The sequence below is a fragment of the Ruminococcus flavefaciens genome (assembly GCF_900116855.1).
GTDB lineage: Bacteria > Bacillota > Clostridia > Oscillospirales > Ruminococcaceae > Ruminococcus > Ruminococcus flavefaciens_R.
In genome coordinates, this window is sequence record NZ_UETD01000013.1 from 62078 (window position 1) to 75452 (window position 13375).

The following is a 13375-nucleotide window of genomic DNA, read 5'->3' on the forward strand; positions in this document are numbered from 1 at the left end:
GAGCATTCTCCGCATTTCGTAAAAAATGAAGGATAATATAAATAATAATGAAAAGGTGACTCTCAGCGAACTGGAACTGCCGCAGGACCTTAAAAAGCTGTCATTATCACAGTGTGCAGGGCTTTGCAAGGAGATAAGGAACATCCTCATCTCAACGGTTTCCAAAACGGGAGGTCATCTTGCGTCTAATCTGGGAGCTGTGGAGCTTACAATGGCTCTGCACCGCAACTTCAACTCTCCCGAGGACAAAATAGTCTGGGACGTTGGTCATCAGGCTTATACTCACAAGATACTTACGGGACGTCTGGACCGCTTTTCCACACTCCGTCAGGAGGGCGGTATATCAGGATTTCCAAAGCCTGAGGAGTCTCCGCACGATACCTTTATAAGCGGACACAGCAGTACATCAGTGTCAGTAGCCTGCGGTATTGCAGAGGCTATGAAGATTCAGGGCAAGGACAATTATGCTGTTGCCGTTATAGGTGACGGTGCAATGTCGGGCGGTATGTTCTACGAAGCTATGAATAACTGCGGCAGGGACAAAAAAAGAAATCTTATCGTGATACTCAATGACAACAATATGTCTATTTCCAAGAGTGTAGGTTCACTGTCCAAGTATCTGACCTCACTGCGAAATACAGAGAAATATCTCCACACCAAGAGAGCTGTTGAGCGCGGACTTGAGAAGATACCGCTTGTGGGCACAAGTGTTGCCAAGGGTATCAAAAACGTTAAGGATTCGGTTAAATCCAATATTCTTGAGCAGAGCACTATGTTTGAGGACATGGGCTTCATTTATCTGGGTCCCGTCAACGGTCACAGCCTTTCAGAGCTGGAGGAGGTCTTCCACATGGCTAAGACCTATCACCAGCCTGTGTTCATCCATGTCAAGACCGTAAAGGGCAAGGGTTATATCCCTGCGGAGCAGAACCCCGGTGAATACCACGGCATTTCTAAATTTGACATAACCACGGGAAATCCCGAGGTCGCTGCTGCCGACAGCTATTCTACCGTTTTCGGCAAGGAACTTGTGAGACTTGCGGAAAAGGACGACAAGCTCTGTGCTATCACAGCGGCTATGAAGTACGGAACAGGACTTCAGTTCTTCCATTTCAAGTATCCGGAGAGGTTCTTCGATGTAGGCATAGCGGAACAGCACGCTGTTACCTTTGCAGGCGGACTTGCTTCCATGGGTATGACACCTGTTTTCGCAGTGTATTCCACATTCCTCCAGAGAGCCTACGACCAGCTTGTCCATGATGTAGCTATCGGAAAGCTCCATGTGGTGCTTGGCGTTGACCGTGCAGGTATAGTAGGTGAGGACGGCGAGACCCATCAGGGACTTCTTGATGTTCCTATGCTCACCTCCATACCGAATACAGTTATTTTCTCGCCCTCATGCTATTCCGAGATGAAGATGTGCATGAAGAAGGCAATATATGAGGAAAAGGGACTGACTGCCGTAAGATATCCCAGAGGAGCGGAGAAAGTGGAGTTCAGCGAGTTCCACCTGACTACGGAGCATCTGTTCATCCGCGAGGAAAAGAGCGAAACTCTCATCATAACCTACGGAAGGCTATACAACGAAGCCTATAAAGCTCAGCAGAAGCTGAAAGCCGAGGGGATAAACTGTGATATCATGAAGCTGACAAAGATATTCCCGCTGGAGGACGACCTTGGTGACGAGATAAAGGGCTATAAGCGCATCGTATTCTTTGAGGAGTCTGTGGGCGAGGGCGGTATTTCCGAAAAAGTCGGAGATATACTGGCGGAGCTGGGCTATTGCGGCGATTACAGCAGAGTAACCGCACATGGCTTCGTAAAGCAGGCTTCTGTAAGGTCGTGTCTCGAAAAGCTTGGACTTACGGACAATAAGATGACTGAGTATATCAGGAACAAGTGCAATGGCAAGGCTTGACAGTGAGATGGTGGCACGGGGACTTGCAAGGAGCCGTGAACGCGCCAAGGAAATGATACGCTCGGGAAATGTAACTGTCAACGGTAAAACGGCAAAAAAGCCCTCGGACGAGGTCATGACAGATGATCTGATAGAGACTGCCGAGACGGATATCTACGTCGGACGCGGAGCATTGAAGCTTGAAAAGGCGTATGAGAAATTCGGACTTGACCTGAGAGGAAAGGTCTGTCTCGATATCGGAGCTTCAACAGGAGGATTTACCGATTTTATGCTTCAGCAGGGAGCAGGAAAGGTATTTGCTGTCGATGTGGGACACGGTCAGCTGGCGCAGTCTCTTATAGCAGACCCGAGAGTCGTTAATATGGAGGGCACCGATATCAGGGAGGTCACTGCCGATGATCTCGGCGGACAGGCGGACTTCATATCCGTCGATGTTTCTTTCATATCCCTTACGAAGATACTTCCCAAGGTCTATGAGCTGCTGAAAGAGGAAGCCGTGGCGGCGGTGCTCATTAAGCCACAGTTTGAGGCGGGCAGGAGCGATATAGGCAAGCGCGGCATCGTAAAGGACAGAAAGGTCCATATCCGCGTACTTTCGGAGATAGACAGCTTTGCATCGTCAATTGGTTTTATTACGGAAAAATACACCTTTTCTCCCGTCAGGGGAGGAAGCGGAAATATAGAGTATCTGGTGAAGCTTCGCAAGAGCGTGGGTGAGCCTGTGATACACGATTTCAGGGAGCTGACAGACAGCTCATTCAGTAAACTTTAAGGAGTGCGTTTATGAAGGCAGCATTGTACCCTAATTTTCAGAAGCCCAATGCGCTCACCTGCGCCCGTGAGGCTTGTGATGTCCTTGCGGACTGTGGCATAGATGTCTCGGTCAGCGAGATATTCAGAGAGGAATTTTCAGATAAGACTCATGTTATATTCGAGGATATAAACGAATCCGCCAAGTCTGCGGACATAGTGCTTGCCATCGGCGGTGACGGAACTATCCTGCGATGCGCAAAGCTGCTTATCGGAACAGATACGAAGCTTCTCGGAATAAATACAGGAACTCTCGGCTTTATGGCAGGACTTGAAGCCGATCAGCTGGACAAGCTGAGTCTGCTCACCACGGGAGAATACGAGATCTCCCACCGTATGACACTTGATGTTGTGTACCACGGCAAGGACGGAGATATAACCGCTACTGTACTCAACGAGGTCTCGGCGAGGTCAGGCAGCTTCCATATATGTGATTTTGACGTCTTTGCAGATGATTACCTCATTGGAAGATATCGTGCCGACGGCGTTCTTTTCAGCACTCCCTCAGGCTCTACAGCCTATGCACTTTCCGCCGGAGGACCCGTTATCGAGCCTGATCTTGAATGTATCGAGATGACGCTCATCTGTCCCCATTCTCTCTTTTCGAGAGCGACCATGTTCAGTCCTTCGAGAAAGCTGAGAATGATGGATACCACCACCCGTGTTGACTCCATGGTGATAAGCGTGGACGGCGAGCATTTCGCGAGCATAGGAGTCGGTGAGTCCATTGATATATGCCGCGGAAAGAATGATATTAATTTCGTAAATCTCATTGGAAATTCCTTCCATGAGTCACTCTGCAAGAAAATGTGCAAGCCCATCAAATAAGGAGCAGCTTTTTATTATGAAAAATCGCAGACACGAAGCAATTCTTGAAATAATAACCGAACAGCCTGTTGCCACTCAGGAGCTTCTTATAGAGCTGCTGGCACAGCGTGGGATAAAGACCACACAGGCTACACTGTCAAGAGATATACAGCAGCTCTCACTTGTGAAGCAGCGTGACGAGAACGGAGTCTATCGCTATTCTATGCCTGCTGCGGCGGCAGCGGAGAAGTCTCTGTTTGAAGAAGCTGTTATCTCGGTGGACTATGCTATGAATACCATAGTTCTGAAGTGCCGCGCAGGCATGGCGCAGGGGACCTGCGCTGCGATAGACTCCGTGGAGCATCAGGGCATCGTGGGGACTATCGCAGGCGACGACACTATCTTTATACTCGTACGCAGCGAGGCAGACGCGAAAAAGCTCTCAAAGAAGTTCCGCAGCGAGCTTTTTCCGAGGAGGTAAGCTCTCAGAATGTTAAAGGAAATCTATATACAGAATCTGGCAGTTATAAAGGAAGCTGTAATACCGCTGGACAGACATCTCAATATTTTCACTGGAGAGACAGGTGCAGGTAAGTCCATACTCATAAACGGTATCAATGCTGTTCTCGGACAGCGCTGTACTAAGGACATAGTCCGCACAGGCTGCGACAAAGCAGTCATAACTGCTCTGTTTACCGAGCTTTCCGATGAGGTCTGTGCCAAGCTTGACGAGCTTGGTGTATCTCACGACGACGGAGAGATAACTGTGACCCGTGAGATAAGCGCAGACGGCGGAAGCGTTTCACGAATCAATCAAAGGACAGCTTCTGCGGCGCTGCTGAAAGAGATAGGCGCTATGCTCATAAATATCCACGGACAGCATGATAATCAGATACTTCTTGACAGCGAGAAACATTTGCAGATAATGGACGACTTCGGCGGTGATGACAGCCTCTTGAGCGAGTACAGAGTTACCTTCCGCGAGCTCCAGCATACCGCGCGCAGACTGGGAGAGCTGAAAAAGCAGGAGCAGTCCCGTATCGAGCGAAGCCGCACTCTCAATGAGATAATAGACGATATAGGCGAGCTTGAGCTCCGTGAAGGCGAGGATGACGAGCTGGAAAAGGAGTATGAGACTGCAAAGAACTCCGAGAAAACGCTCATAGCCATCAAAAATGCGGTGAGCCTTATAACAGGAGATGAGGCTGCCAATGATATGATAGTCTCGGCAGAAACGGAAATAGCTGCCTATACAGATAACAGCACTCAGCTCAACAGCCTCTACGATAGGCTTTCTGCCGCCGAGATAGAGCTTGCGGACATTGCCTCCGAGCTTGAGAGCTTTGCTGACAAGGTGGAGCTTGACGGTCAGCGCCTTGAATACCTCGGCACAAGGCTCAACAACATAAACAAGATGAAACGTAAGTACGCCACCGACTGCGAGGGGCTCATAAAGCTCTATGACGATGCCTGCCGCGAGATAATGAAGCTTGAAAGCTCGGGCAGCGAGATAAAGGAACTGGCGGAGAAGCGCGAGGCTCTGCTTCACAAGGTCACAGAGCAGGCAAAGGCACTCTATGACTACCGCGAGACCGTTGCGGAGCGCTTTACACGCAGAGTTACCGAGGAACTTGAATTTCTCAATATGGCAGGAGTAATCATTGCCGTAAAGCATGAGAAGGGAAAGCTCACAGTAAACGGCATGGATACTGTGGAGTTCCTTATCTCCGCTAATAAGGGCGAGGAGCCCAAGCCAATCTCCAAGATTGCATCGGGCGGTGAGCTTTCGCGAATAATGCTTGCTCTCAAAAGCGTTATCGCGGACAAGGACTCTATCCCGACTATGATCTTTGATGAGATAGATACGGGCGTAAGCGGTAAGGCTGCCCAGAAGATAGGCATAAAGCTCCGCGAGATAGGACAGGTTCGGCAGGTCATCTGCGTTACCCACCTTTCTCAGATAGCGGTAATGGCTGACAACCACCTGCTCATTGAGAAGCAGATAGTGGGCGACCGCACTGAGACTCACGTTATGCAGCTCGATATGGACGGCAGAGTTGCCGAGATAGCAAGAATTATGGGCGGTGAGGATCCCAGTGACCTCATGCTGGACAACGCCCGTGCAGAGATAAAAAAAGCCTGCGGGCTTTAATGGAGGAAGGATATTGAAGATATATTCCACAAGACACGGACAGACCTCATATAACAAACAGGAGATCATCATGGGGACAACGGATATTGACCTTGACAGTACAGGCGAGCAGCAAGCTGAGGCTCTTGCGGAGCGGATCGCAGAGCTCGGAACTATCGATATCATCATAGCATCTCCCATGAAACGGGCGCAAAAGACAGCCCGTGAGGTCGCAGAGCGCTGCGGTCTTGATATAGTCACTGAGGAAAGATTTCGCGAGTGGGACTACGGTGCCTACGAGGGCAAGAGCCGCTTCACCGAGGGCTTTGCGGAAAACAAGGTAAATTTTGCTGTTCGTATGGGAAAGAGCGGAGAGTCGCTGCTTCAGCTAACTCACAGGGTCTATTCGGCTCTTGATGACATTATTGCAGACTACAGCAGCAAAACTGTGCTTCTGGTCACACACGGCGGAGTTTGCCGCGTTATCGAGACATACTTCAATGATATGACAAATGAGCAGTTCTCAAACTGGTTCATGGACAACTGCGGACTGCTTGAATATAACATCTGATGACGGAGGGATATAATGAAAATAGGCGTTGATTACTATCCCGAGCAATGGGACAGAGCTTTATGGCAGACCGATGCAGACCTGATGGCAAGGACTGGTGTAAAGCTCGTAAGACTTGGCGAGTTTGCGTGGTCCCGTCTTGAACCAAAGGACGGGGAGTTTGACTTTACATGGCTTGATGAGGCGATAAGCAATTTTTCACGCCACGCTATGGGCATAGTGCTGTGTACACCCACAAGCTGTCCGCCTCTGTGGATGTATGAGACTTATCCTGATATAGTTCAGGTCGGTACAGACGGAAACAGGCTCCAGACAGGCATAAGAGCTCACAGGTGCCTTAATGCTCCCATGTTCCTTTACTATGCAAAGCGTATCACGGAGCAGCTTGCAAAGAGATATGCCAATAATCCTGCTGTTGCCGCATGGCAGATAGACAACGAGCTCGAAGCCTACCCCTGCACCTGCGAGGTTTGCCGCGGACTTTTCCGTGACTGGCTCATTGATAAATATGATGACCTTGCAAATATTAACGCAGCATTCGGAAATATCGTCTGGAGCGGCGAATACAGTGATATATCGCAGATACAGCCGCCCAATGCCTATCCCAAAGCATGGCAGAACCCTGCACTCTGTCTGGAGTACAGCAGGTTTTCGGCAGATATGACTGCGAAGTTTGCACATGATATGGCTATGATAATAAAGCGTGAAAATCCAAGGGCAAAGGTCACGACTAACACATTTTTCAGCGAGAATACTCCCGATTTCTATAAGCTTTTCAGCACTCTTGATTTTGTCTCATTTGACAATTATCCGCCTGTTAAGCTTACAGATGAAGATGGAATGAGCAGCTCTCACGCTTTCCGTCTGGACATGATGAGAGGCGTGAAGCAGAAGAATTTCTGGGTCATGGAACAGCTCAGCGGTCCCACGGGAAGCTGGATGCCTATGGGACCAACGCCTCGTCCGGGACAGATAAAGGGCTACGCAATGCAGGCTATGGCTCACGGAGCAGATACCGTTATGCACTTCCGCTGGCGTACAGCCAATAAGGGCGCGGAGATGTACTGGCACGGTCTTATCGATCACAGCAATGTGCCCGGACGCAGATTCAATGAATTTGCAGAGCTTTGCAGACTTGCTCCCAAGCTCAGTGTCATAGAGACCACGGAGCTTGTTTCGGATGTGGCTATACTTTATTCTCCCGACAATGACACTGCATTCAGAATACAGCCTCAGACTGAGGGATTCAGCTACTTTGAGCAGCTCAGGTACTTCCATGCAGCTTTCTCGAAATACGGTGTAAATGTGGATATAGTATCTCCTACAACAGACCTGTCCAAGTACAAGGCAGTCATAGCTCCTTCAATGTATATCTATGACAAGAGTTCGGCTGAGAACATCTACCGCTATGTCATCAAGGGCGGTACGGTCGTCATGACTGCAAGGAGCGGAGTCAAGGACCCCTGCAACAACTGCATCATGGAGCCGCTGCCCACTGTATACAGAGAGATGATAGGAGCAGAGGTAAGCGAATATGACCCCATTGGCAAGGAAGAACAGACTATTGTTGACTTTGCGGGAAATACCTACAAATGCAGACAGTGGTGTGATATCCTTGAGCTGGGCACTGCCCGTGCATATGCCGAGTATAAGGACAGCTTCTACAGCGGAAAGCCTGCCGTTACCATGAACCGTTACTGCAGCGGTGTAGCCTATTATATCGGAACAGTGTGCCATATGGATTTCTATGAGAAGTTCGCAGGCAATATCATGAAACAGACGGGCATTCCGAGACTGAAAGACCTGCCAAAGGGCGTTGAGGTCACAACAAGGACAAACGGGCTTGACGATTATATTTTCTTCTTCAATAATTCGGAGCAGGAGGCGGATATAATTCTTCCCAAGGCTATGTTCAGCATCATAGACGACACCGAGAAGGATAAGCTGAAGCTGAAGCCCTTCGATATGGATATAGTCAGAAAGTAGGCAAATATGAGGATAGTTTTACAGCGAGTTACCTCCGCAAGCGTTACGGTTGACGGAGAGGTCATAGGGAAGATAGGAACGGGATTTCTGCTGCTCTTCGGAGTAGGGCATGAGGATACCGAGGAGGATTGCCGCAGACTTGCCGACAAGATATCCGGACTGCGAATATTCTCCGATGAGAACGACAAGATAAACCTTGATCTTGAAAGCGTAGGCGGAGAGATTCTGGTAGTTCCGCAGTTCACTCTTTATGCGGACTGCCGCAAGGGAAACCGTCCGAACTTCATTCAGGCAGCCAAGCCCGAAAAGGCAAATGCTCTGTATGAGTACTTTGTGGATTACCTCAGAAGCAAGGGCAAGCACGTTGAAACGGGCTCATTCGGAGCCGATATGAAGGTGGAGCTCCTCAATGACGGACCCTTTACAGTAATACTTGAATAAAAAAGTCCCGACACATGAGTAATAAGTCGGTAATACAATGCCCCGAAGCGCTTTTGTAACGCCTCGGGGCATTTTTTGTTATTGATAGCTGCTAAGAGCTGAATAAATCGAGTTCAGCCGCCAAGACTTACCATGAGGTGATATAATGGTAAGAAAAAGAGGGGAACACGGAGTTATACTGCTGACAGCCGCGTTTTTTATCGTCTTTGCGGTTCTCGCCTGCAATTTCTATCGTATTTCCTACGAGGGGACGAGCTTGCCTGCGTTCAATTCGGAACACACGATTACAATTGAGGCAGGAAACTGTCAGGGAACTATCTATGACAGGAATATGCGTCCTATTGTCAATGGGGATATGCAGAACATAGCAGTAGCAGTTCCATCGGCACTGGACCGGGAAACTGCTGCCGGATATGCCCTTGACAGAGTGAGCTTTCTTGAAGACTTTGACAGGGGTGAGCCATTTGTTTTTGAGTGCAGTGAAAGGACTATCGAGGGTGACGGACTCACTGTATTCAGCGTACCTGTAAGGTATTCGGAACATCAGAAAGCAAGGCATATTATCGGGTATCTTTCCGAGGGCAGAGGAGCTGACGGCATAGAATACGCCTATGATTCTGTCCTGAGAGCAGAGCTTCCGCAAAACAGTGTTACCTATTCGACTGACGGCTTTGGAAATGTACTCATTGGCGACGGAAAGAAGATATTCCGCTCCGAGTCCTACAAAAGCGGAGTTGTCCTCACTCTTGACAGGGATATACAGCAGATATGTGAGGAATGCGGCAAGGGCATAGAAACAGGAGCTATAGTCTGCGCGGATATAAAAACGGGTGATATTCTTGCTATGGCAAGCTTTCCAGACTATGACCCGTCGGAAATGGAAAAGGCGATGAACGACAGCAGGTGTCCGCTTATCGACCGCGCTCTTTATTCCTACAGCGTGGGCTCGGTTTTTAAGCTTGTGACTGCCGCATCTGCCCTTGAACAGGGATTTGGCGGCAATATGTACAGCTGCAGCGGCAGTATAGACATAGGCGGAAAGCAGTTCAACTGTCATAAGCTTGACGGTCACGGGCTTCAGGATATGTCTGAGGCAATGAAGAATTCCTGCAACACTTACTTCATCGATCTTGCACAGAGTCTTGATATCGAGGAGTTCAGGCGAAAGGCTACCTATCTCGGCTTCGGCAGGGAGAACTATCTCTGTGCAGGCATCACAGGGTCGGGAGGAGTGCTTCCCACCTGTGAGGAGCTGACCGTGCCTGCGGAGCTTGCAAACTTTGCCTTTGGACAGGGCAAGCTTTCCGCAACGCCGCTTCAGATAACACAGCTTACCTGTGCTATTGCAGGAGGCGGACGTATGCCTGTGCTCAGACTCATAAAGGGGCTTACTGCCGACGGCAGCGCAGTCAGTGGTGAAAAGGCTCCGCAGATATCGGAAGTGATGAGCAGCGAGTACGCAGAAGCTCTGCGGAAGATGATGGTGCTGGCAGTCCGCGAGAATGATAATTCTAAGGCGAGGACAAAAAAGATAAGTGTTGGCGCCAAGACCTCTACCGCTCAGACGGGAAGATACAACAAAAAGGGGGATGAGCTCTGTCATGCATGGATAACGGGATTTTTTCCTGCAAGGAAGCCGAAATATGCAGTCACGGTCCTCATTGAGAACGGCGGTTACGGCAATGACGCTGCCGCACCAGTATTCAGGAGGATAGCCGAGAGGATAGCTGACCTTGAAAATGAGAAATAATGCAGTAATTTTTTTGTGAAATAGTTGACATTTCCGAAAAACAGCGTTATAATATATTTGTATTGCAATGACGGGATTGACTGTCTGTAAGCGGAGTTCAGAGAGAAGGCGTTTGGTGCGAGCCTTTATCCGCAGGACGGGTGCTGCCCCTGAGCTACTCTGAGAAATCAGGGCGTATTTCTGCGTTAAGGATATTGAGGAAGGGGCTGTGCTCCTTCAAATTTGGGTGGTACCACGAGAGCCTTCGTCCCATTTGGCGGCGGGGCTTTTTTTGTATTGCTAAGTTTTATATTTTTATTAAAGGAGATATATTTATGCAGTGGACAGGTCTTAACGATCTACGTGAAAAGTATTTATCCTTCTTTGAGAGCAAGAACCATACAAGAATGGCAAGCGCATCTCTTGTACCTCAGGGTGACAAGAGCCTGCTTCTCATCAATTCGGGTATGGCACCTCTGAAGAAGTTCTTCCTCGGACAGGCTACGCCTCCCAACAAGAGAGTGACGACCTGCCAGAAGTGCATCAGAACTCCCGATATCGAAAGCGTCGGCAAGACAGCTCGTCACGGTACATACTTCGAGATGCTGGGCAACTTCTCGTTTGGTGACTACTTCAAGACAGAGGCTATCGAGTGGGCGTGGGAGTTCCTTACAAAGACTCTTGAGATACCTGCCGAGAAGCTCTGGATCACTATTTTCGAGAGCGATGACGAGGCTGAGCAGATCTGGGAGAACCACATCGGTATCCCTCACGACAGGATAATCCGTCTCGGAAAGAAGGACAACTTCTGGGAGCACGGCTCAGGTCCCTGCGGTCCATGTTCAGAGATCCATTTCGACCGCGGCGAGGCTTACGGTCCCTTTGAGAGCTTTGAGCAGGCAAGCGACTGTGACAGAGTCATCGAGATATGGAACCTTGTATTCAGCCAGTTCGACAGCGACGGTGAAGGTCACTATGCTGAGATGAAGAACAAGAACATCGATACAGGTATGGGTCTTGAGAGACTTGCCTGTGTAATGCAGGGCGTTGACAACATCTTCGAGGTAGACACTGTCCAGAACATAATGAAGCACATTTCAAAGATAGCAGGCGTTGAGTACAAGAAGGACGCCAAGACTGACGTTTCTCTCCGCGTTATCACCGATCATATCAGAAGCACTACATTCATGGTAGGTGACGGAATACTTCCTTCAAACGAGGGCAGAGGATATGTTCTCCGCCGTCTCCTTAGAAGAGCTGCGCGTCACGGCAGACTCTTAGGCATCACAAAGCCTTTCCTCTGCGATGTATGTGATACTGTTATCAACGAGAACGCGAACGCTTATCCGGAGCTTGCTGAGAAGCGCGACTACATAAAGAAGATAATCGGCGTTGAGGAAGAAGCTTTTGCCAAGACTATCGACAAGGGCACAGAGCTCCTCAACCAGTTCACAGAAAAGCTGGCAGCTGAGGGCGGTAAGGTACTCTCAGGCGACGACGCATTCAAGCTCTCCGACACATACGGCTTCCCCATTGACCTTACAGAGGAGATCTGCGAGGAGAAGGGCTACACAGTTGACCGTGATCGCTTCACAGAGCTGGCTAAGGAGCAGAGAGCAAGAGCAAAGGCTGACCACGCTGCAAAGGCAGGCTCATCATGGGCTGACAACAGCATAAAGGTAGATGCTCCCGCAACTATATTCACAGGCTATACAGATTTTGAAGCCGACAGTGCTGAGATACTCGCTATCTACAGAGATGGTGTTGAGGTAGAGACCGCTGTTGAGGGCGACAATGTAGTTATCGTTCTTGATGTAACTCCTTTCTATGCTGAGAGCGGCGGACAGGTAGGCGATACGGGTATGCTCCTCAATGGCGCAAATATCGCTGCTGTTGACGATACCATCAAGTCCGAGGGACACTTCCTCCACATCGCAACAATAGAGCAGGGCAGCCTTTCCAAGGGCGACAATGTTATCGCTCAGATCGAAAAGGATCGCAGAATGGCTATCATGCGTAACCATACAACAGCCCACCTTCTCCAGCACGCACTCAGACAGGTGCTGGGCGATCATGTTCATCAGGCAGGACAGCTTGTTAACGAGAAGGCTTGCCGTTTTGACTTCAACCACTTCAGCGCTATGACCGATGAGGAGATAGCTAAGGTAGAGGATATCGTAAATGCCGAGATCATGTCAGCATTCCCCGTAACTATGGAGGAAATGCCCATCGAGGAGGCAAGAAAGCTCGGAGCTATGGCTCTCTTCGGTGAGAAGTACGGCAACACAGTTAGAGTCGTAACAGCTCACAACTCCATCGAGTTCTGCGGCGGTACTCATGTATCCAACACTTCACAGATCGGACTTTTCAAGATAGTTTCCGAGAGCTCCGTAGCAGCAGGCGTAAGACGTATCGAGGCTGTAACAGGTCTTAACGTTATTGCTCTCCTCAACGAGTTCAAGAGCACTATCGCAAGGTCCGCAAAGGCTCTGAAGCTTGCCAACGTAAACGAGCTTCCCGAGAAGTGTGCAGCAATGGCAGCTGAGTCCAAGGAAAAGGACAAGAAGCTGGAAAGCCTTACACAGCAGATCGCTAATTCCAAGACAGCAGCTCTCTTTGACAATGCAAAGGAAGTAAGCGGCGTGAAGATAGTTTCCGCAAGAATGGACGGCTCTGCTCCCGATGCTCTCAGAAAGCTCGGCGACAGCGTCAAGGACAAGAATGAGGCTATTATAGCTCTCTTCGCAGGAACGATAGGCGAAAAGGGTACATTCTACTGCGTATGCACAAAGGATGCTGTTGCAAAGGGTGCTAACGCAGGCAAGATAGTCCGTGAGATAGCAGCTGTAACAGGCGGCAAGGGCGGCGGAAAGCCAGACGGCGCTATGGCAGGTGCAGGCGACATAAGCAAGATAGACGAGGCAATGGCAAAGTTTGCAGACGTTGTTGCCGATACAATGAAGTAATAAAGGTCAGAGAGCT

At 49.4% G+C, this 13375-nt stretch carries 10 protein-coding genes and 1 other annotated feature; all 10 genes read left to right on the forward strand.

Translation table 11 applies throughout. The features are described 5' to 3' along the window. Window positions 1–25: 25 nt before the first annotated feature. A complete protein-coding gene (gene dxs / locus DSZ37_RS14055; protein WP_109727521.1) occupies window positions 26–1918 on the forward strand; it encodes a 1-deoxy-D-xylulose-5-phosphate synthase in 1893 nt (630 codons plus the stop codon). After that, on the forward strand, window positions 1905–2690 hold the full coding sequence (locus tag DSZ37_RS14060; RefSeq protein ID WP_109727522.1) for a TlyA family RNA methyltransferase: 786 nt from the start codon (window positions 1905–1907) through the stop codon (window positions 2688–2690). Before dxs ends, DSZ37_RS14060 begins: the two co-directional genes overlap by 14 nt. Window positions 2691–2701: 11 nt before the next feature. Continuing rightward, window positions 2702–3556, forward strand: a complete 855-nt coding sequence (locus DSZ37_RS14065) for an NAD(+)/NADH kinase (protein ID WP_109727523.1) — start codon at window positions 2702–2704, stop codon at window positions 3554–3556. Window positions 3557–3572: 16 nt separating this feature from the next. After that, on the forward strand, window positions 3573–4016 hold the full coding sequence (gene argR / locus DSZ37_RS14070) for an arginine repressor (protein WP_109727524.1): 444 nt from the start codon (window positions 3573–3575) through the stop codon (window positions 4014–4016). Between the two features lie 9 nt (window positions 4017–4025). After that, window positions 4026–5687 (forward strand): DNA repair protein RecN, encoded by a 1662-nt coding sequence (gene recN, locus DSZ37_RS14075; RefSeq protein ID WP_109727525.1) that lies wholly within the window; start codon window positions 4026–4028, stop codon window positions 5685–5687. 13 nt (window positions 5688–5700) lie between these two features. Continuing rightward, window positions 5701–6237: a histidine phosphatase family protein gene (locus tag DSZ37_RS14080; RefSeq protein WP_109727526.1), complete on the forward strand. Its 537-nt coding sequence runs from the start codon at window positions 5701–5703 to the stop codon at window positions 6235–6237. Window positions 6238–6252: 15 nt separating this feature from the next. Further along, entirely contained in the window at window positions 6253–8223 is a 1971-nt protein-coding gene (locus DSZ37_RS14085) for a beta-galactosidase (RefSeq protein WP_109727527.1), read from the forward strand. Window positions 8224–8229: 6 nt separating this feature from the next. Then, window positions 8230–8664 (forward strand): D-aminoacyl-tRNA deacylase, encoded by a 435-nt coding sequence (gene dtd / locus DSZ37_RS14090; RefSeq protein WP_109727528.1) that lies wholly within the window; start codon window positions 8230–8232, stop codon window positions 8662–8664. Window positions 8665–8809: 145 nt separating this feature from the next. Continuing rightward, on the forward strand, window positions 8810–10414 hold the full coding sequence (locus tag DSZ37_RS14095; protein ID WP_109727529.1) for a peptidoglycan D,D-transpeptidase FtsI family protein: 1605 nt from the start codon (window positions 8810–8812) through the stop codon (window positions 10412–10414). Window positions 10415–10472: 58 nt separating this feature from the next. Next, window positions 10473–10669 (forward strand) — a binding site (T-box leader). Between the two features lie 59 nt (window positions 10670–10728). Then, window positions 10729–13359, forward strand: a complete 2631-nt coding sequence (gene alaS, locus DSZ37_RS14100; protein WP_109727530.1) for an alanine--tRNA ligase — start codon at window positions 10729–10731, stop codon at window positions 13357–13359. The last annotated feature ends 16 nt before the right edge of the window (window positions 13360–13375 follow it).

What these genes read in the sequence shown, in the direction of transcription:
- dxs (WP_109727521.1), top strand. Translation starts at nt 26, where the DNA reads ATGAAGGATAATATAAATAATAATGAAAAGGTGACTCTCAGCGAACTG.
- DSZ37_RS14060 (WP_109727522.1), top strand. Translation starts at nt 1,905, where the DNA reads ATGGCAAGGCTTGACAGTGAGATGGTGGCACGGGGACTTGCAAGGAGC.
- DSZ37_RS14065 (WP_109727523.1), top strand. Translation starts at nt 2,702, where the DNA reads ATGAAGGCAGCATTGTACCCTAATTTTCAGAAGCCCAATGCGCTCACC.
- argR (WP_109727524.1), top strand. Translation starts at nt 3,573, where the DNA reads ATGAAAAATCGCAGACACGAAGCAATTCTTGAAATAATAACCGAACAG.
- recN (WP_109727525.1), top strand. Translation starts at nt 4,026, where the DNA reads ATGTTAAAGGAAATCTATATACAGAATCTGGCAGTTATAAAGGAAGCT.
- DSZ37_RS14085 (WP_109727527.1), top strand. Translation starts at nt 6,253, where the DNA reads ATGAAAATAGGCGTTGATTACTATCCCGAGCAATGGGACAGAGCTTTA.
- dtd (WP_109727528.1), top strand. Translation starts at nt 8,230, where the DNA reads ATGAGGATAGTTTTACAGCGAGTTACCTCCGCAAGCGTTACGGTTGAC.
- DSZ37_RS14095 (WP_109727529.1), top strand. Translation starts at nt 8,810, where the DNA reads ATGGTAAGAAAAAGAGGGGAACACGGAGTTATACTGCTGACAGCCGCG.
- alaS (WP_109727530.1), top strand. Translation starts at nt 10,729, where the DNA reads ATGCAGTGGACAGGTCTTAACGATCTACGTGAAAAGTATTTATCCTTC.